Annotated in this window: 18 protein-coding genes and 1 pseudogene; 5 read left to right on the top strand and 14 right to left on the bottom strand. The window is 70.3% G+C overall.

Annotated elements, in window-relative coordinates:
* Nucleotides 1-233 precede the first annotated feature (233 nt).
* The 13 genes from E4O86_RS17970 to E4O86_RS17910 form a co-directional block, all read right to left on the bottom strand.
* Nucleotides 234-989: an ATP12 family chaperone protein gene (locus E4O86_RS17970; protein ID WP_161141932.1), complete on the bottom strand. Its 756-nt coding sequence runs from the start codon at nt 987-989 to the stop codon at nt 234-236.
* The gene (locus E4O86_RS17965; RefSeq protein WP_161141931.1) at nt 979-1,668 is read right to left on the bottom strand and encodes an HAD-IA family hydrolase; all 690 of its coding nucleotides are present in this window, start codon (nt 1,666-1,668) and stop codon (nt 979-981) included. Before E4O86_RS17965 ends, E4O86_RS17970 begins: the two co-directional genes overlap by 11 nt.
* Nucleotides 1,669-1,769: 101 nt before the next feature.
* On the bottom strand, nt 1,770-2,474 hold the full coding sequence (locus tag E4O86_RS17960; RefSeq protein ID WP_161141930.1) for an ATP-binding cassette domain-containing protein: 705 nt from the start codon (nt 2,472-2,474) through the stop codon (nt 1,770-1,772).
* Nucleotides 2,475-2,478: 4 nt separating this feature from the next.
* Nucleotides 2,479-3,228 carry an ABC transporter ATP-binding protein gene (locus E4O86_RS17955; RefSeq protein WP_161141929.1) on the bottom strand — a complete coding sequence of 250 codons (750 nt, stop codon included), beginning with the start codon at nt 3,226-3,228 and terminating at the stop codon, nt 2,479-2,481.
* The gene (locus E4O86_RS17950; protein ID WP_161141928.1) at nt 3,225-4,232 is read right to left on the bottom strand and encodes a branched-chain amino acid ABC transporter permease; all 1,008 of its coding nucleotides are present in this window, start codon (nt 4,230-4,232) and stop codon (nt 3,225-3,227) included. Before E4O86_RS17950 ends, E4O86_RS17955 begins: the two co-directional genes overlap by 4 nt.
* Nucleotides 4,232-5,107: an ABC transporter permease subunit gene (locus E4O86_RS17945; RefSeq protein ID WP_161141927.1), complete on the bottom strand. Its 876-nt coding sequence runs from the start codon at nt 5,105-5,107 to the stop codon at nt 4,232-4,234. Before E4O86_RS17945 ends, E4O86_RS17950 begins: the two co-directional genes overlap by 1 nt.
* A 94-nt stretch (nt 5,108-5,201) precedes the next feature.
* The gene (locus tag E4O86_RS17940) at nt 5,202-6,431 is read right to left on the bottom strand and encodes an ABC transporter substrate-binding protein (protein WP_161141926.1); all 1,230 of its coding nucleotides are present in this window, start codon (nt 6,429-6,431) and stop codon (nt 5,202-5,204) included.
* An 80-nt stretch (nt 6,432-6,511) separates the two neighbouring features.
* Nucleotides 6,512-8,905 carry a xanthine dehydrogenase family protein molybdopterin-binding subunit gene (locus E4O86_RS17935; RefSeq protein ID WP_161141925.1) on the bottom strand — a complete coding sequence of 798 codons (2,394 nt, stop codon included), beginning with the start codon at nt 8,903-8,905 and terminating at the stop codon, nt 6,512-6,514.
* Entirely contained in the window at nt 8,902-9,387 is a 486-nt protein-coding gene (locus tag E4O86_RS17930; RefSeq protein WP_161141924.1) for a (2Fe-2S)-binding protein, read from the bottom strand. Before E4O86_RS17930 ends, E4O86_RS17935 begins: the two co-directional genes overlap by 4 nt.
* Nucleotides 9,384-10,265: an FAD binding domain-containing protein gene (locus E4O86_RS17925; RefSeq protein ID WP_161141923.1), complete on the bottom strand. Its 882-nt coding sequence runs from the start codon at nt 10,263-10,265 to the stop codon at nt 9,384-9,386. Before E4O86_RS17925 ends, E4O86_RS17930 begins: the two co-directional genes overlap by 4 nt.
* Nucleotides 10,266-10,327: 62 nt before the next feature.
* Nucleotides 10,328-11,284: a cyclase family protein gene (locus E4O86_RS17920; protein ID WP_246206475.1), complete on the bottom strand. Its 957-nt coding sequence runs from the start codon at nt 11,282-11,284 to the stop codon at nt 10,328-10,330.
* A 61-nt stretch (nt 11,285-11,345) separates the two neighbouring features.
* Entirely contained in the window at nt 11,346-12,278 is a 933-nt protein-coding gene (kce, locus tag E4O86_RS17915; RefSeq protein ID WP_161141922.1) for a 3,5-dioxohexanoate:acetyl-CoA acetone transferase, read from the bottom strand.
* 93 nt (nt 12,279-12,371) lie between these two features.
* A complete protein-coding gene (locus E4O86_RS17910; protein WP_246206474.1) occupies nt 12,372-12,797 on the bottom strand; it encodes a cupin domain-containing protein in 426 nt (141 codons plus the stop codon).
* A 138-nt stretch (nt 12,798-12,935) separates the two neighbouring features.
* On the opposite strand from E4O86_RS17910, the gene E4O86_RS17905 reads away from it, so the two are divergent.
* Nucleotides 12,936-13,649 carry a TetR/AcrR family transcriptional regulator gene (locus tag E4O86_RS17905; RefSeq protein WP_161141921.1) on the top strand — a complete coding sequence of 238 codons (714 nt, stop codon included), beginning with the start codon at nt 12,936-12,938 and terminating at the stop codon, nt 13,647-13,649.
* Nucleotides 13,650-13,703: 54 nt separating this feature from the next.
* Nucleotides 13,704-14,927 carry an FAD binding domain-containing protein gene (locus E4O86_RS17900; RefSeq protein WP_161141920.1) on the top strand — a complete coding sequence of 408 codons (1,224 nt, stop codon included), beginning with the start codon at nt 13,704-13,706 and terminating at the stop codon, nt 14,925-14,927.
* A gap of 7 nt (nt 14,928-14,934) precedes the next feature.
* Here the strand turns inward: E4O86_RS17900 and E4O86_RS17895 are convergent, their stop codons facing one another.
* Nucleotides 14,935-15,816, bottom strand: a complete 882-nt coding sequence (locus E4O86_RS17895; protein WP_161141919.1) for an NAD(P)-dependent oxidoreductase — start codon at nt 15,814-15,816, stop codon at nt 14,935-14,937.
* A gap of 141 nt (nt 15,817-15,957) precedes the next feature.
* Between E4O86_RS17895 and E4O86_RS17890 the strand changes: the two genes are divergently transcribed.
* The 3 genes and pseudogenes from E4O86_RS17890 to E4O86_RS23665 all read left to right on the top strand — a co-directional run.
* Nucleotides 15,958-16,392 (top strand): GlcG/HbpS family heme-binding protein, encoded by a 435-nt coding sequence (locus E4O86_RS17890; RefSeq protein ID WP_161141918.1) that lies wholly within the window; start codon nt 15,958-15,960, stop codon nt 16,390-16,392.
* 94 nt (nt 16,393-16,486) lie between these two features.
* Entirely contained in the window at nt 16,487-17,794 is a 1,308-nt protein-coding gene (gene hisD / locus E4O86_RS17885) for a histidinol dehydrogenase (protein ID WP_161141917.1), read from the top strand.
* Nucleotides 17,791-17,908: pseudogene (locus E4O86_RS23665) on the top strand (3-oxoacyl-ACP reductase); the annotation flags it as partial. The gene hisD and the pseudogene E4O86_RS23665, both read left to right, overlap by 4 nt.

Below are 17,908 nucleotides of genomic sequence, written 5' to 3'. Positions count from 1 at the left end.
CGACGCGGCCGGGCCCGGGCGGCGCGGAGGTCGAGCCGCCCACGGCGCCCGGCTCCGCCGCGGAAGGCGGCAACCGCATCGGCGGGATCAGCAGCATGACGCTCGGCAGCGGCAACGGCTGCACGGTCACGGTCGCCCCCCAGGGCTGAGCCAGGGCTGATCCAGGGCGGGCCCCAGGGCTGAACGGGCACCGCGCGCCCCGGGCCGATCCTGGGGCGCCCTGATTGCGCGGCTCAGCGGCCGCCGGCGAGGACCAGCGCCGCGGCGTCGAATTCGGCCCGGCGGCGGTCGCGCCGCGCCGTCGCCTCCGCGTCCTCGCCCCAGTGCCTTATGTTCCAGTCCTCGTCGACATGGGCCGCCGCCCAGGCCGCGTCGGGCGCGACCGCGCCATGGCCGAGCGCGAGCGCGATGAAGGCGGAGCCGGTGAGGCTCGCCACGACATGGAGCGCGGCGAGCCGGAACGGATCCTCGACCGCGCCGATTTCGGCGCGCACCGCCGCCAGGAGTTCCGGCAGCTGCGGCACGTGCATGATCCCTTCGGCGAGCATCACGCGCCGGCCGAGCCGCGCCTCGGTCGCCGCAACCAGCGGGTCCCAGTGCGCGCGCTGCTCCGCCACCAGCCCTTCCGGCGCGTCCGCCCGGTAGCAGAGGAGGTCGGATTCGGCGAAGGCGGCGATGCCGTCCCGCACCGCCTCGATCTCGCGGGCGACCCCGTCGAGCGCCGTGTTGGCGAGCCGCGTCGCCGGCATGGAGCCGGGGTCGATCCGCTCGCTCTGCGCGGCCCATTCGGCCGCCACCGCCTCGGCGAAGCGCCGGTCCGGGCAGGCGAGCTCGTTGCGCGCCGGCGTGCGCGCGCCGCGGCCGTCGAGGCGGATCGCCCAGCCGCCGGCCGTCTCGGCGAGCGACACCTCGCTGTAGAAGCGCTTCGGCAGGTCCGGCGCGGAAAGGCGGCGCGCCGTCTCGATCGGGTCCCGGCCCTCAGCCTGCATGCGCCGCCATCCTTTCCGGCCCGCCGGTACGGAGCACCTCCGCCACCAGCGCGTCGAAATCGTCGACGATGCAGCGCGCGCCGGTGAGGCGGAGGTCGTCCGCCTTGTGATAGCCCCAGGAAACGCCGACCGGATCGGCGCCGGAGGCGCGCGCCATCTCCATGTCGAACCGCGTGTCGCCGACGACGATCGCGTCGGCCGGTGCGAGGCCCGCCTCCGCGCAGCACTCGAGCACCATCGCCGGATGCGGCTTGGAGGGACAGTCGTCGGCGGTGCGGACGACTTCGAAGAGGCCCTCGAAGCCGTGCTTTTCGCAGACTGCGGCGACGCCCCGGCGCGACTTGCCGGTCACCATGCCGAGCCTGAGGTCGTCGCGCGCGGCGAGCGCCCGCAGCGCCTCCGCCGCGCCGGGAAAGAGCGGCTCAAAGAAGTCCGGCCGGCTCCGCATGGCGAGGAACTGGCGGCGGTAGCTCTCCGCGATCGCCTCGGTGCGCGCGCCGGCCGGCTCGTCGAGCAGCTCGGCGATCGCGAGCGGCAGGGAAAGGCCGATGATGAGCCGCGTCGCCTCCGGCGGAGGCGGCGGGAGCCGGTGCTCGGCGAAGGCGAGGGCCATCGCCTCGGCGATGATGTGCTGGCTGTCGACGATGGTGCCGTCGCAGTCGAAGAGGACGAGTTTCAAGGGCGCTGTCCGGTCTGGCCGATCGCCCGCCGCGGCCGGGCGGCGGGGACGGGCCTGAGATAGGCGCAGTCCCCGCCCCTGTCCACTCGCGCGCCCCGGTCTCAGACGGAGCAGTAGCGCTCCTGGATCTCGCGGTCGGCGAGGAGCGCCTTGGCGTCGCCGGAATGGACGATCTCGCCCTGGTCGACGACATAGGCGCGGTCGGCGAGCTGGAGCGCCCGCTCCACGTTCTGCTCCACGATGAGGATGGTGATCCCGCGCGCCTTCATCCGGGCGAAGAGCTCGAACATCTCGTCGACGAGCACCGGCATGATGCCTTCCGAGGGCTCGTCGAGCATGATGAGCTTCGGGTCGGAGACCATCGCCCGGGCGATCGCGAGCATCTGCTGCTCGCCGCCGGAAAGCGTGTCGGCCTGCTGCGACAGCCGCTCCTTGAGCCGCGGGAAGGTCTCCGCCACCCGGTCGATGATCTCGCCTTCGCGCTTGAGGTTCGGCGAGGCGACGAGGCCGAGCCGGATGTTCTCCAGGACCGAGAGGCCGCCGACGATGCGGCGCTCCTCCGGCACGTAGGCGAGCCCCATGGCGAAGCGGCGATGGGTCGGCAGCGCGATGATGTCGGTACCCTCGAAGAGGACCGTTCCGCTCCGTCTCTGCACGAGCCCCATGATGGAGCGGAGCGTGGTGGTCTTGCCCGCCCCGTTCCGGCCGATCATGCAGACCGCCTCGCCGGCGGCGATCTCGAGCCCGATCCCCTGGAGGATGTGGCTGCGCCCGTACCAGGCGTTGAGGTCCTTCACCGTCAGCACGGGGCTACACCGTCTGTCCGAGATAGACGCGCCGCACCTCGTCGTGGCTCCTTATGGCGTCCGGCGAGCCCTCCGCGAGGAGCTGGCCGTGATGGAGAACGATGATGCGGCTTGATATGCCCATGACGAGCTTCATGCGGTGCTCGACGAGGACCACCGTGCGCTCCTCGTTGAGCTTCAGGATGAGGTCCATCATCGCGCGCGCCTCCTCCGGGCTCATGCCGGCCGTCGGCTCGTCGAGGAGCAGGAGGCGCGGATCGCAGGCGAGCGCGACGGCGATCTCCAGGCTGCGCTGCTCGCCGTGAGCGAGGTTCTCCGCGATCTCGTGACGCCTTGCGGCGAGCCCGACGAGCTCGAGCAGCGCTTCCGCGCGGTCAAGCAGCTCGGCGATCGTCTCCCGCTTCGTCCACATGTCGAAGCGGGATCGCATCGCCTGGCCCGCGATGCGGACGTTCTCGAGCGCGGAGAGCTGCGGGAAGAGGTTGGTGATCTGGAACGACTTCGCGATGCCGAGATGAGCGAACCGGTGCTGCGGCAGCCCGGTGATGTCGCGCCCCTCGTATCGGACCCGCCCCTCGCTCGGCGGAAACGCGCCCGAGAGCACGTTGAAGAAGGTGCTCTTCCCGGCGCCGTTCGGCCCGATGATGGAGGTGAGGCTGCCGGGCTCGAAGGCGACGGATACGTCCGAGAGCGCCCGGAATCCGCCGAAGCGCTTTCCGATTCCTTCGGCCGCGAGGATCGGGGCGGTGCTCATGGCCGCAGCCAGTGCAGCAGCGATCCCCAGATCCCGCGCGGGAAGAAGAGGATCAGCACGACGAAGAGGATGCCGACGACGAGCTGCCAGTGCACCGTGACCACGGTCACCACGTCCTGCAGGAGGATGTAGACGAGCGCGCCCACGAACGGGCCGAAGAAGGTTCCCATGCCGCCGAGCAGCGTCATCATCAGCACCTCGGCCGAGGTGAAGTAGTGCAGCGTCTCGATCGGCACGATCGAGAGGTGGATCGCGTAGAGCGCCCCGGCGAGGCCCGAGAACAGCCCGGACAGGATGAAGGCCGCCCAGCGCGTCCGGTTGACGTCGTAGCCGCAGGCGGCGGCGCGCTTCTCGTTCTCGCGGATCGCCTCGAGCACGGCGCCGAAGGGCGATTGCAGGATCCGGGAGAAGAGCCAGAGCGCGAGCGCGACGGCGATCAGGATCAGATAGTATTTGGCGGTCGGGTCGAGCAGGCTGAGTTCCAGGCCGAAAATGTCGAGCGCGGGAACGCTGACGCCGCGGAGCCCGTCCTCTCCGCCGGTCAGCCAGACCATCTGGAACACGATGTAATAGACCACCTGCGACAGCGCGAGCGTCACCATCGCGAAGTAGATGCCGCGCGATCGGGTGGCGAACCAGCCGATCGCCACCGCGGCGAGGCCGGCGACGGCGACGCCCGTCGGCAGTGCCAGGAACCAGGGAATCCCGAACTTCGCGATCGGTATGCCGCAGCCATAGGCGCCGAGCCCGAACAGCGCCGCATGCCCGAAGGACAGCATACCGGCATATCCGTAGATCAGGTTGAAGCCCATCGCGAACAGCCCGTAGATCAGGATGTTCACGGCGAGCGCCTTGTAGGGCGTGAGCCAGGGCAGCACGATCAGGAACAGGATCGCGATCGCGACCCGGTGCCGGTCGACGAAGTCGTAGGCCGCCCCGATCGCCGCCGGCCCGCCCGGGCGCGTCCGGGCAGGCGGCCCGGCGGTCGCGCTTCGCTCCACCATCAGCCGAGGAGCCCGGCGCGCCCGAACAGGCCGCGCGGCCGGAACACGAGGACGAGCGCCATCAGGAGGAACATCGAAAGGGTCGCCATTTCCGGATAGAAGAACGAGGTGAAGCTCACGGTGACGCCGACGGCGAGGCCCGCCACGACGGCGCCGAGGAGCGAGCCCATGCCGCCGACCACGGTGACGACGAAGGCCTCGACGAGGACGGGCACCCCCATTTCCGGAAAGACGCCGCGGATCGGCGCGGCAAGCACGCCGGCGAGCCCCGCGATCGCCACCCCGACGCCGAAGACGACGAGCCAGACCCGCCCGACATCGACGCCGAGCACCTGCACGATCTCCTGGTCGCGCGCGCCGGCGCGGATGATGAGGCCGTAGGACGTCCGCTCCAGGAAGAGCCAGAGCGCGACCAGGATGATTGCCGTGATGGCGATCAGGAAGAGCCGGTACTTCGGGAAGAAGAAGAAGCCGAGATCGGCCGCCCCGCTCAGCACCGGCGGCGTGTTGAACGGAATGCCCTGGGTCCCGGCCAGGATCCGCACCGTCTCGAGGAGGATGAGGCCGAGGCCGTAGGTGAGGAGCAGCGGATAGTCGATGCCGCGCCCGTAGAGTGGCCGGACCAGGAAGCGCTCGCACAGCATGCCGACGGCGCCGACCGCGAGCGGCACGGCGATCAGCGACAGCCAGAAATTGCCCGTCATGCCGAGCACGAACGCGCCGACATAGGCGCCCAGCATGAAGAACTGCCCGTGCGCGAAGTTCACGATGGTGAGCAGGCCGAAGATGAGCGACAGGCCGAGCGCCACCAGCACGAAGATCGAGCCGAGCGCGAGGCCGGTGAAGAGCTGGAGAAGGAAGAGGTCGACGGTCACGAAGGCCTCGGGTTCGGCGCCGGCTCGGGGCCGGCGCGGCGGACGGAACGGGTGCGGGGCGCGCGGCCCCCGCACCCGGAAGCGGAAGCCGGCCCTAGGCCTTGTGTCCGAGTTCCTCGCACGTCCGCAGGAACTGCTCGTCCGCCGGCTGCGTGTCGACGATCTCGAAGATGTCCCACTTGTCGCGCATCTTGTCTTCCGCCTTGGCCTTCAGGATCAGCACCGACTGCACCGCCTGGTGGTCGCACTTCCGGAAGTATTCCGCGCCCTTGTAGGCGTCGTACTTCATCGTCTCCATGGCGGCGATGACGTCATCGGTCTTGGCGCCGCCCGCCTCCTTCACGCCGTTCAGGAGCCCGTAGACGCCGGCATAGCCGAGCGCGCCATAGGCGGAGGGCACGCCCTGGTCCGGATATTTCTTCCGGTAGGCATCGTTGAAGCGCTTCGCGCTCTCGTGCTCGTCCTCGAGCGTCCAGTAATAGTTGCCGCCGCCGATCACGTCCTCGAAGGGCGCGAAGCCGCCGGCGAAGCGCTGGGTGTCGAGGATGACGGGATAGACGATCTGCATCTGCTGCTTCAGGCCGAAATCGGTCGCCTGCTTCAGCGTGTTGAGCTGGTCGCGGCCGAAATTGACCACCACCAGCACGTCGGGCCGGGCCGACTGGATGCGCGGGAAGAAGGTGGAATAGTCGGTCGTGCCGAGCGGATGGCGGACCTCCGCCACCTCCTCCATTCCCGTCTCCTTGGCGACGTTGCGGAAGCCGCGGAGCATCTCGGTGCCGTAGGCGTAGTCCGCGATGAGATAGGCGACCTTCTTGCCCTTCGCGTTCTTGAAGGCGTAGCGGGCGACCGCGCCCGCCGTCATGTGCGGGTTGAGCGCCTCGTGGAAGGTGTATTTCGTGAAGTCGGACGCCTCGTTGATCGTGTCCGACTGGCTGATCGAGTTGTAGATGACGCCGCGCTTGCTCGCGACCTGGTTGACCGACAGCTGGACGGAGGCGGAGAGCGATCCGCACAGGAAGTCGACCTTGTCGGATTCGATCAGCTCGAGCGCGCGGGTCGCGGCCTCGCCCGGATTGAGCTTGTCGTCGCGTACCACGAGCTCGGCCTTCCGGCTCGCGCCCTCGTTGAACCAGTCGATGGCGAGCTGGGCGCAGCGGACCTGGTCGTTCGCCTCGCTGCTGTAGGGGCCGCTCAGCGGCACGGGGAAGCCGATCTTGATCGGCGTCTCCTGCGAGCGCGCGATGCTGAACGAGAACGGCGAGGCGGCGGCGGCCGCGCCGGCTCCCGCCAGAAGGCTTCGACGCGTCAGTCTCAGGCTCATGTTTCGTCCTCCCGAATTGCTGCTTTTTATCGTTCGATAAAGGGAGCTTCCCTTAGCTCCGCGCCGTTCGCAAGCCCCTTTCAGAGCCGGCCGAGCGCCCGCAGCACGATCTCCGGCGTGATCGGAATGGCGGAGATCGCGACCCCGAAGGGCGAGAGCGCGTCGTTGACGGCATTGGCGACCGCCGCCGCCGCGCCGGCCGTCCCCGCCTCGCCCGCGCCCTTCGCGCCGAGCTCGGATTCGAGCGTCGGCGAGACGACGTGCCCGACCTCGATGTCCGGCATCTCCGCCGCCATCGGCACGAGATAGTCCGCCATGTTGCCGTTGAGGAGCTGGCCGCGCTCGTCGTAGATGCAGTGCTCCATCAGCGCCGGCCCGAGCCCCTGCACGACGCCGCCGCGGATCTGCTCGTCGACGAGCTGCGGGTTGATGATCGTGCCGCAATCCTCGACGATCCAGTATTTGAGCAGCTTCACGAAGCCGGTCTCGACGTCGACCTCCAGCCAGCAGGCGTTCACCCCGTTCGTGAAGGCGAACGGATATTTCCGCGGCACGTAATGGCGGACGACCATGAGCTCCGGCTGGAAGTCGGAGGGGAGCGTGTCGGGGCGGAAATAGGCGATCCGCGCGATCTCCTCGAGCCCGATCCGTTCCCGTCCCGTGTCGCGGTCGACCACCAGGCCGTCGCGTATGTCGAGCGCCGCCGGCTGCGCCTGCAGGATGGTGCCGGCCACCTTGAGCACGTTCTCGCGGAGCGCCTTGCCGGCCTGGAGCGCCGCCTCGCCGCCGATCCCGGCGCCGCGCGAGGCCCAGGTGCCGCCGCCATAGGGCGTGACGTCGGTGTCGCCGGTGATGACGCGCACGCGCTCGATCGGCACGCCGAAGGCGGTCGCGACCACCTGCGCGATGACGGCCTCCGTGCCCTGCCCCTGCTCGGTGACGCTGATCTGGCAGACGAGCGCGCCGGTCGCGTCGAGGCGGAGCGCGGCGCCGTCCTGCGAGGAGATGCGGGCGCCGCCGACGCCGTAGAAGGCGGCGCTCGGATTGGTCACCTCGATGAAGGTCGCGAGCCCGATGCCGCGGTAGACGCCCTTCTCGCGGAGCGCGGCCTGCTCGCGGCGGCGCGCGTCGTAGTCCATCATGGCATGGAGCTTCGCCAGCGCTGCCTGGTGCGACAGCGCCTCGAACTTGAGGCCGGCGGCGGAGACCGACGGGTGGGCGTCGTCCGGGATCACGTTCCGCCGCCGGATCTCGAACGGGTCCATCCCGATCGCGCGCGCCGCCATGTCGACGAGGCCCTCGGTGACCGAGCAGGCGACCGGGTGGCCGACGCCGCGATACTGGCACATCACGTTCTTGTTCTGGAACACGACGCGGGCGCGCGCGCGGTAGTTCGGCGTCCGATACGGGCCGCCTACCAGGTTGACCACCTGGTTGGCCTCGATCCCGCTGGTGCGCGGATACATCGAATACGGCCCGATCCCCGTCTCGTCGTCGATCTCGAAGGCGGTGATGGTGCCGTCGCGCTTCACGGCCGCCCGCGCCTTCACGCAATGGTCGCGGGCATGGATATCGCTGACGAAGCTCTCGACCCGGTCCGGCACGTATTTCACGGGACGCTTCAGGAGCTTGGCGAGCGCCACCGTCGCCATCTCGTCGGCATAGACATGGACCTTGATGCCGAACGAGCCCCCGACATCGCCGCAGATCACCCGCACCTGGCTCTCCTCGAGCGCGAGATGCCTGGCGATGATGTTCTGCATCATGTGGGGCGCCTGGGTCCCCTGGTAGACGGTGAGCCGCGCCTCCCCGGGGTTCCAGTCGGCGACGATTGCGCGCGGCTCGAGCGTCACGCCGGTGTGGCGGCCGAACGCGAAGGTCGTCTCGACCACCGAATCCGCCTCGGCGAAGGCCCTGTCGACCTCGCCGGCATCGAGGACGCGCTCGAAGGCGATGTTGTCGCCGAGTTCGGGATGGATCGCGCGTGCGCCGGGCGCAAGCGCGGCCTCGACCGAGACGACCGGCTCGAGCTCCTCGTAGTCCACCGCCACCAGTTCCGCCGCGTCCTCCGCCTCGGCCCGGCTGCGGGCGACCACCGCCGCGACCGCTTCGCCCTGCCAGCACGCGCGCTCGACCGCGATCGCGTGCTGCGGCGCCGATTTCAGGCCCTTGAGATGGGAAAGGACGCCCACCCACGGCGTCATCACCGCGGCGAGTTCCGCCCCGGTGACGATCGCGACCACGCCGGGCAGGCCTGACGCGGCCGTCTTGTCGATCCGGACGATGCGGGCATGGGCGTAGGGCGACCGCACGAAGGCGACGTGCACCATGCGCGGCAGGCTGATGTCGCTCGCATACCGGCCGCGCCCCTGGGTGAGCCGGGCGATGTTCGGACGCGGCACCGCGCGGCCGATATAGGAGTTCGGCCGGTCGAGGACGCTGAGGCCCGGCTGCCGTCCGGCTGTATCGCTCATGGCGCGCCTCCCGCACCGGCCCGCGCCGCCGCCTCCACCGCGTCGACGATCGCCTGGTAGCCCGTGCAGCGGCAGTAGTTCCCGGAGAGATGCTGCCGGATGTCGTCGCGGCTCGGGCTCGGATTGCGGGCGAGGAGTTCCGCCGCGTTGAGCAGCATGCCCGGCGTGCAATAGCCGCACTGCAGCGCGTTGCGCGCCGCGAAGGCGTGCTGGAGGGATGCCAGCTCGCCGCTGTCGGAAGCGCCCTCGATCGTCTCCACCTGCGCGCCGTCGGCCTGGACCGCCAGCACCAGGCAGCCGCGAACGACATCGCCGTCGAGGCGCACCGAGCAGGCGCCGCAGACCCCGTGCTCGCAGCCGATATGGGTGCCCGTCAGCCCGAGCGTGTCGCGCAGGAAGTCGGCGAGGTGCTGGCGCGGCCGCACGAGCGCCTCCACCGGCTCGCCGTTCACCGCAAGCGAGATCGCGATCGGTTTCGTCATGCGATTTCCTCCTCACGCCCGCCTGCCGCATCCGGGAAGAGATCCTTGAGGGCACGGCGAAGGAGCACGCCCGCGAGATGCATCCGCAGGGCGGCGGAGGCCTGCAGGTCGCTCTGGGGCTCGAGATCCGCCCCGAGCGCGCGCACCGCAGCCGCGGCGCCCGCCTCGCTCGCGCCATGGTCCCGGAGCGCGGCAGCGGCGCCGGCTGCGAGCATCGGGCGGCTGCCGATCCCGAAATAGGCGATCCGGAGCGTGGCCGCGCCGGTGTCGCGCGCCAATGCGGCGATGCCGGCCATCGCATAGTCGCCGTGCCGCCGCGCCAGTTCGTGGAAGGCGAAGCGCTCGCCGGCGGCTGCAGCCGGGATCTCGATGCGGACCAGGATCTCGTCCGGCCCGAGCGCGGTCTCGTAGAGACCCCGGAAGAAGTCGGAAGCGGCGATGGTCCGCTCGCCGCTCGGGCCGCGGGCGACGATCCGCGCCTCCAGCGCGAGGACGCAGGCCGGCAGCTCCGAGGCGGGGTCGGCATGGGCGAGGCTGCCGCCGATCGTGCCGCGGTTGCGGATCGCCGGATGCCCGATCTCGCGCACCGCGCGGGCGAGGAGCGGAACGTGCCGGGCGATCTCCGGCGAGCGCTCGAGATCCGCATGCCGGGTCATGGCGCCGATCCTGATCGTCCCGTCCGCGAGCGCGATCCCGCTGAGGTCGGCGATCCCGCCGATGTCGACCAGGATCTCCGGCGCGAGCAGCCGGAGGTTCAGCGCCGGCACCAGGCTCTGCCCGCCGGCGAGGATGCGCGCGCCCTCGCCGTGCGCGGCGAGCGCTGCGAGCGCCTCGTCGAGCGAGCGCACGCGCACATAGTCGAAATCCGGCGCCTTCACGCCTCTCCTCCCTCGATCTCCCTTGACGGGAAGGAGGCGGCCTCGCCTCCGGCCCGCCGGACCTATTTCATGGCCATCGGGTTGATGGGCGAGCCCGTCCCGCCGGTGATCACGAGCGGCGGGCCGCAGAACAGGAACTCGTAGACGCCGTCGGCGGCGCAATCCTCGGCGAGCTCCTTCAGGAAGAACATCTCGCCCATGGTGAGGCCCATGGCCGGGATCACCACCCAGTGCCAGGGCTGCTGGACCTCGGTCGTCTCGTTCGGCCGGACCTCGACGCCCCAGGTGTCGGAGCAGATCGCCGCGATCTCCTTCTCCTGGCACCAGTAGCAGTTCTCGAACCTGACGCCGGGGGCGTCGCCGCCGGCATAGCCGCCCCAGACGCCGCTCTTCAGGCAGCGCTCCATGTGGCCGGTGCGCACGATGACGAAATCGCCGCGCCGGATCTCCACGCCTTGCGCCGCGGCGCAGGCGTCGAGCTCGTCATTGGCGATGCCGTAGCCGTCCTCGAGGCTCTCCACCCCCTTAAACCGCGCGACGTCCAGCAGCACGCCGCGGCCCACCATCTTCGCCCGGGCGTGCTCGATCCCGCATTTGTGGACGCCGCCGCCGTCGACCAGCCTGGCGTCGAAGCCGTTGTACATCTTGTCGTCGAGGAAGATGTGCCCGAGCGAGTCCCAGTGCGTCGCCGCCTGGACCGGCATGTTGAGCGCGTCGTCGGCGTAGCGGAGCTTGTTCGTCTCGTCGAAGCGCCCCGCCACCGCATCGGTGCCGGTCGCGAGCATGGTGTGGATCGGGTTCCAGCGGCCCCCGAAGAGACCCGTCTGCGGCCCCCTGTTGTCGAGCGGAATGCCGAGCGCGAACACCTTTCCGGTCTTCACCAGGCTGGCTGCCGCCACCCGGTCCGCCGGCGTCACGTGGTTGAGCGTCCCGATCTGGTCGTCCGGCCCCCAGCGTCCCCAGTTCGACAGCTTGTCCGCCGCCTCGTAGATCGCCGCCTTCCCGACGGTCAGGTCCATGCTCGTCCTCCGCTTTTGGTTCGCGCCGCGCGGGCGCAGCCCCTGTTCAGATTGTCACCCTTCAGATCGCCACCCTGTCCGCGCCCTTCAGCGCCAGCATCGCCCGCGCCTCGTCCGCCGTGGCGATCTCCAGCCCGAGCCCCTCCAGGATGCCGCGGACCGTCCGCACCTGCTCCGCATTCGAAGTCGCCAGCCGGCCCGGGCCGGCCCAGAGCGAATCCTCCAGCCCGACGCGGACATTGCCGCCCATCGCCGCCGCGATCGCCGCCACCCGCATCTGCGACGAGCCTGCGCCGAGCACCGACCATCGGTACTGGTCGCCGAACAGCCGGTCCGCCGTCCGCTTCATGTGCATGACGTCCTCGGCATGGGTGCCGATGCCGCCGAGAATGCCGAACACCGACTGCACGAAGAGCGGCGGCTCGATCAGCCCGCGGTCCAGGAAGTGTCTGACATTGTAGAGATGCGCGATGTCGTAGCACTCGAACTCGAACCGGGTCCCGTTCTCCGAGCAGGTCCGGAGGATGAACTCGATGTCCTTGAAGGAATTGCGGAACACGAGGTCCCGCGTCGCCTCGAGGTGCTGCCGCTCCCAGTCGAACCGGAACTCGCCGTAGCGGTCGAGCAGGTGGTAGAGGCCGAAATTGATCGAGCCCATGTTGAGCGAGGCGACTTCCGGCCTGAAGGTCGCGGCCGGCAGCACGCGCTCCTCCACCCGCATGAACGGGCTGCCGCCGGTCGTGATGTTGATGACGGCGTCGCATTGCTGCCTGATGCGCGGCAGGAACCGGCCGAATGCCTCCGGCGTCTGGTCGGGCCGGCCGGTCTCGGCATCGCGGGCGTGAAGGTGCAGGATGGCCGCGCCGGCCTCGGCGGCCCCGACCGCCTGCTCGACGATCTCTTCCGGCGTCACCGGGAGATGCGGCGACATGGACGGCGTGTGGATCGACCCCGTCACTGCGCAGGTGATGATGACCTTCCGCGCTCCGGCCAAGGCGCCCTCCCCGCGCCGGGCTCTCCGGCCCGGTCATGCTTATTGAGCGGAGATTAAATAACGCGGGGCGGGCGTCAACCCGGACGGCGCCCGTCAGGCACGGACCGCGGCGGGAACGGGGAGCGGCCGGTTGGCGCTGTCGAGGAACTCCACCGTCGTGAAGATCAGCTCGGTCTCGCCGATATTCTCCAGATCGTGGATCTTGTACTCGCCGGGGCCGTAGCTCGCATGCCGCGTCTCGCCAGCCGAATAGGTGCTCTCGACCGTCGAGCCGTCCTGCAGGTGCGAGCGCGCGCGGCCGGGATTGATGGCGGTCCAGAAATAGTCGAGCACGTGCCTGTGAAAGCCGATCCGCTCTCCCGGTGCGAGCCTGATCTCCCAGACCCGGACACGGTCCGTCTCCGAGACGAGGCGGGTGCCGACGCATCCGTTCTCCCGGTTGCGCGCGAATTCGGCCCGGATCTCCGCGGGCCAGGCTCCGCCGACGCGCAGCGCGTCGTCATGCATCAAGTCGCTCATTCCAGCCTCCCTGACCGGAACCGCCATTCTAATGATCGCCCGATCAGTGTCGAGCCGGCATCATGCGGCAAGAAGGACCGGGCCGAGCCTTGCCAAGCGGGTCGGGCCCGTTATGGCTATCAGCGGAAACGGTGACGTATGGACCACGACCTCAGCCGCGAGATGAATGGCAAGCCGGGACGGGCCGCTTCGGCGCCGCCGCAGGCCCGCCGCCAGCGCCTCTCGCCCGACGAGCGCCGACGCCAGATCCTCGAGGCGGCGGTCACCTATTTCGCCGAGGTCGGCTTCGACGGCGGCACCCGTGCGCTCGCCAGGAAGCTCGGCGTCACTCAGCCGCTCATCTATCGCTACTTCCCGTCCAAGGAAGACCTCATCCGCGAGGTCTATAACGAAGTCTATCTGAGCCGCTGGCGCGCCGAGTGGGAAGATCTGCTCTCCGACCGCAGCCTGCCTCTGCGCGAGCGTCTCGTGACCTTCTACTCGCGCTACACGGAGATGATCTTCGATTCGAAGTGGCTCCGCATCTATCTCTTCTCCGGCCTGCGCGGAATCGGGATCAACCAGTGGTGGATCACCTTCGTGGAGGAGCGAATCCTGCGGCGGATCTGCGAGGAGGTCCGTCACACCCACCGCCTGCCCTCGTTCGCGGAAGTGCCGGTCCAGGGCGCGGAGATCGACCTCTATTGGACCTTCCATGGCGGCGTCTTCTATTACGGGTTGCGCCGGCACGTCTATCGCGCCGAGCCGCATCTCGATCTCCGCCGCTTCATCGAGCTCAGCGTCGACAGCATGCTCGAGGGAACGCCGCCGACGATCCGCCGCATCCTCGCCGAAGCCGCCGCACCGGCTTGACCTCGCGGCCGGCCCGCTCTTTGATCGCGCGATAAAGAAGCGGGGAAATCCGGAATGGCGCCAGCGCAGCCGCGCGCGATGGTCATCGGCGGTTCGCTGGGCGGGCTCTTCACAGGGCTCCTGCTGCGGAAATCCGGCTGGTCGGTCGACGTCTACGAACGGGTCGGGAGCGAGCTCTCCGGCCGGGGCGCCGGCATCGTCACCCATCCGGAGCTGGTCGCGGCGCTCGCCGCGGTCGACATCCATCCGGGCGACGAGCTCGGGGTCAGGATCGACGAGCGGCGCACGCTCGCGCCGGACGGCAGCGTCGTCGGCGGGCTCCGCTGCCCCCAGACCACGACGTCGTGGAACCGCATGTTCCAGATGCTGCGCGCCGCCTTTCCCGACGAGCGCTACCATCCGGGCAAGGAATTCGTCGGCTTCGAGGACCTGTCCGGGCGGGTCGTCGCCTATTTCGCGGACGGCTCGCAGGCGGCGGGCGACCTCCTGGTCGGCGCCGACGGCTTCCGGTCCGCGGTGCGCGGCCAGTTCCTGCCCGAGGTCGAGCCGCTCTATGCCGGCTACACCGCCTGGCGCGGGCTCGTCGAGGAATCGGCGCTGACGCCGGCGGCGCACCGCGATCTCTTCGCCTATTTCGCGTTCTGCCTGCCGCCGGGCGAGCAGATGCTCGGCTATCCCGTCGCCGGGCCGGACGACGACCTGCGGCCCGGGCGGCGGCGCTACAATTTCGTCTGGTACCGGCCGGCGGACGAGCACACCGAGCTCGCGGACATGCTGACCGACCGGAGCGGGCGCCGGCATTCCCTGTCGATCCCGCCGCCGCTCATCGCCCACCATGTCGTCCGCACCATGCGGGCCTGCGCCGAGCGCGTGCTCGCGCCGCAGTTCCGCGATCTCGTGCGGGCGACCGGGCAGCCCTTCCTGCAGCCGATCTACGACCTGGAGAGCCCGCAGCTCGTCTGCGGGCGCGTCGCGCTCGTCGGCGACGCCGCCTTCGTGGCGAGACCCCATGTCGGCGCCGGCGTCGCGAAGGCGGCGATGGACGCCGAGGCCCTCGTCGCCGCCCTCCGGGAGGAACCGGATCTCGGCGCGGCGCTGGCCCGCTTCGACGCGGTGCGGCGCGAGGCGGGAACCCGCATCGTCGAGCAGGCGCGCCGCCTCGGCTCCTACATGCGGATGCGCTTCCGCGACGAGGCGGAGCGTGCGCTCGCCGCCCGCCACCGGACCCCGGAGGCGGTGATGCGGGAGACCGCCGTCCTCGACTTCCTGCGCGGCTGAGCGGCGGTCAGCCGCGCGTCATCCCCGCCATCGCCTCGAGCACCGCGCAGACGGCCGCCGTGTCCTCGTTTCCGCGCCCCTGCGACATCGCCGCCGCATAATAGGGCTCCGTCGCCGAGAAGAGCGGCGTCGGCGCGCCGAGCTTCGCCGCGAACGCGCCGATCACGGCCATGTCCTTCTGCCAGGTCGAGATCTTCATCGTCGCGGGCTCGTAGCTCTCCTCCACCATCAGCGGCGCGCGGAGGTCGAACACGCGCGAGCCGCCGGCGCCGGCGCCGACGAGCCGCACCACCTGGCCCGGGTCGAGGCCCGCCTTCATCGCGAGCACCATCGCCTCGGCGGCGGCGACGTTGTGGATCGCCACCAGGAGGTTGGCGACGAACTTCATCTTCGTGCCGTTGCCGAAGGCGCCGAGATCGTGCGCCTGCCGCGCGAAATCGGCGAAGATGTCCCGGCAGGCCGCGATGCTCGCTGCGTCCCCGCTCGCATAGACGACGAGATCGCGGTTCCGCGCCTGCGCGCCGGTCCCGCTCAGCGGGCAGTCGAGCAGGACGTGGCCGGCCTCGGCGAGAATCTGCTCGGCCGCGTTCTTGTCGTCGAGGGCGAGCGTCGAGGTCTCGCAGACGGTCCGGCATTCCAGCCCCGCCCCGGCGATCTCGCGCGCCACCGCGGCGACGGCGGCGGGGCTCGGCAGGCTGGTGATGATGGTCCTGACCGCGCAGGCGAGCCCCGGCACGTCCTCGGCGATCTCGACGCCCTTCTGCGCAAGCTCGGCGCAGCGCGCCGGGTCGAGGTCGAAGCCGACCACGCGCCAGCCGCGCTCGCGCAGGTTGGCCGCCATCGCCCCGCCCATGATGCCGAGCCCGATCACGCCGACTTCGCCCTTCATGCCGTCCCCTTCCCTCGCCCGGTCCCCCTGTCGGGAGTGGACCCCGTTTCGCCGCAGATGGTATTGACCGGCCGTGCACCGGGCAACCGCCGGAGCGGCGCCCGGCAGGGTCGGGGAACGGAAGCGGGGAAGGAACAAGTGATGGCAGCCGTGACGCTCGCGCAGGCGAGCACCATCGTCGAGGCCGCGCTGGCGAAGGGCCGGGCGGAGAACCTGATGCCGCTGACGGTGGCGGTGCTCGATCCCGGCGGCCATTTGGTCGCGCTGAAGCGCGAGGACAATTCCGGCATCCTGCGGGTGGAGATCGCGACCGGCAAGGCCTATGGCGCGCTCGGCCTCGGGTTCGGAAGCCGCGAATTCGCCGACCGGGCGGTCAAGGCGCCTGCCTTCGTGAACGCCGTGGCGGCGGCGAGCCAGGGCCGGATGGTGCCGGTCCCGGGCGGCGTGCTCATCCGCGGCGGCGACGGCGAGCTCATGGGCGCGGTCGGCATATCCGGCGATCTCTCAGAGGCGGACGAGATGTGCGCGGTTGCGGGCATCGAGGCGGCGGGGCTCGCCGCCCAGACCGGACGCTGACCCGCAACGGCAGCGCCGGCGCGTTGACAGCGGGGCGGTGCGCCGCCACCAATTGATCGGACGCTAGATAAGGCGCGGCGCACCGGGAGGCGACATGGCACGATGGCTGAAACGCGGACGCGACGCCAAGGCCGTCGCCGAGGATGACGCCAAGGTCCGCGCGATCGTCGAGGCGACGCTGGCGGAGATCGAACAGCGCGGCGACGCCGCCGTCCACGATCTCTCCGTCAAGTTCGACAGCTGGGACCGCACCGACTACCGGCTGACCGACCGGGAGATCCGGGACTGCATCGCCGAGCTGCCGCAGCGCGCCGTCGAGGACATCCGCTTCGCGCAGGCGCAGGTGCGGAACTTTGCCGAGCACCAGCGCGCGGCGCTGAAGGACGTCGAGGTCGAGACCCTGCCCGGCGTGGTGCTCGGCCACAGGAACATCCCGGTCAACTCGGTCGGCTGCTATGTCCCGGGCGGCAAGTATCCGATGGTCGCCTCCGCCCACATGTCGGTGGTGACGGCCAAGGTCGCCGGCGTGCCGCGGATCGTCACCTGCGCCCCGCCCTATCGGGGCAGGCCGGCGGCCGCCATCGTCGCGGCGCAGCATCTCGCCGGCGCGGACGTGATCTATTCGCTCGGCGGCATCCAGGCCGTCGGGGCGATGGCGCTCGGCACCGAGACGATCGAGCCGGTCGACATGCTGGTCGGGCCGGGCAATGCCTTCGTGGCGGAGGCGAAGCGCCAGCTCTACGGGCGCGTCGGCATCGACCTCTTCGCCGGGCCGACCGAGACCCTCGTGATCGCCGACGAGACCGTCGACGGCGAGATCTGCGCGACCGACCTCCTCGGTCAGGCGGAGCACGGCCCGACCTCGCCCGCCGTGCTCCTCACCAACTCCGAAAGGCTCGCGCGCGACACCATGGAGGAGGTCGAGCGCCTGCTCGGCATGCTGCCGACCGGCGACACCGCGCGGCAGGCGTGGCGGACCTATGGCGAGGTGATCGTCTGCGACAGCGAGGAGGAGATGATCGCCGAGGCCGACCGTCTCGCCTTCGAGCACGTCCAGGTGATGACGCGCGACCCCGACGTCTTCCTCAAGGGCATGACGAACTACGGAGCCCTCTTCCTCGGGCCCCGCACCAATGTCGCCTATGGCGACAAGGTGATCGGCACTAACCATACCCTGCCGACCAGGCGGGCGGCGCGCTATACGGGCGGCCTCTGGGTCGGCAAGTTCCTGAAGACCTGCACCTACCAGAAGGTGCTGACCGACGAGGCCTCGGCGATGGTCGGGGAATATTGCTCGAGGCTCTGCATGCTGGAAGGCTTTGCGGGGCATGCCGAGCAGGCCAATGTGCGCGTCCGCCGCTATGGCGGGCGCAACGTGCCCTACGCGACGGCGGCGGAATGAGCGCCGTGCAGGCGCCGGTCACGCCGTCGTTCCGCCTCGACGGCCGGCGCGCGCTCGTGACGGGCGCCGGGCGCGGCCTCGGCTTCGCTGCCGCCTGCGCGCTCGCCCAGGCCG

Source organism: Propylenella binzhouense (assembly GCF_009866965.1).
Taxonomy (GTDB): domain Bacteria; phylum Pseudomonadota; class Alphaproteobacteria; order Rhizobiales; family Afifellaceae; genus Propylenella; species Propylenella binzhouense.
This window is presented reverse-complemented; position numbering and strand designations above follow the sequence as displayed.

Coding starts and splice junctions, on each gene's coding strand:
- E4O86_RS17905 (WP_161141921.1), top strand. CDS start 12,936: ATGGACCACGACCTCAGCCGCGAGATGAATGGCAAGCCGGGACGGGCC.
- E4O86_RS17900 (WP_161141920.1), top strand. CDS start 13,704: ATGGCGCCAGCGCAGCCGCGCGCGATGGTCATCGGCGGTTCGCTGGGC.
- E4O86_RS17940 (WP_161141926.1), bottom strand. CDS start 6,431: ATGAGCCTGAGACTGACGCGTCGAAGCCTTCTGGCGGGAGCCGGCGCG.
- E4O86_RS17930 (WP_161141924.1), bottom strand. CDS start 9,387: ATGACGAAACCGATCGCGATCTCGCTTGCGGTGAACGGCGAGCCGGTG.
- E4O86_RS17970 (WP_161141932.1), bottom strand. CDS start 989: ATGCAGGCTGAGGGCCGGGACCCGATCGAGACGGCGCGCCGCCTTTCC.
- E4O86_RS17955 (WP_161141929.1), bottom strand. CDS start 3,228: ATGAGCACCGCCCCGATCCTCGCGGCCGAAGGAATCGGAAAGCGCTTC.
- E4O86_RS17950 (WP_161141928.1), bottom strand. CDS start 4,232: ATGGTGGAGCGAAGCGCGACCGCCGGGCCGCCTGCCCGGACGCGCCCG.
- E4O86_RS17910 (WP_246206474.1), bottom strand. CDS start 12,797: ATGAGCGACTTGATGCATGACGACGCGCTGCGCGTCGGCGGAGCCTGG.
- hisD (WP_161141917.1), top strand. CDS start 16,487: ATGGCACGATGGCTGAAACGCGGACGCGACGCCAAGGCCGTCGCCGAG.
- E4O86_RS17920 (WP_246206475.1), bottom strand. CDS start 11,284: ATGGACCTGACCGTCGGGAAGGCGGCGATCTACGAGGCGGCGGACAAG.
- E4O86_RS17890 (WP_161141918.1), top strand. CDS start 15,958: ATGGCAGCCGTGACGCTCGCGCAGGCGAGCACCATCGTCGAGGCCGCG.
- E4O86_RS17935 (WP_161141925.1), bottom strand. CDS start 8,905: ATGAGCGATACAGCCGGACGGCAGCCGGGCCTCAGCGTCCTCGACCGG.
- E4O86_RS17895 (WP_161141919.1), bottom strand. CDS start 15,816: ATGAAGGGCGAAGTCGGCGTGATCGGGCTCGGCATCATGGGCGGGGCG.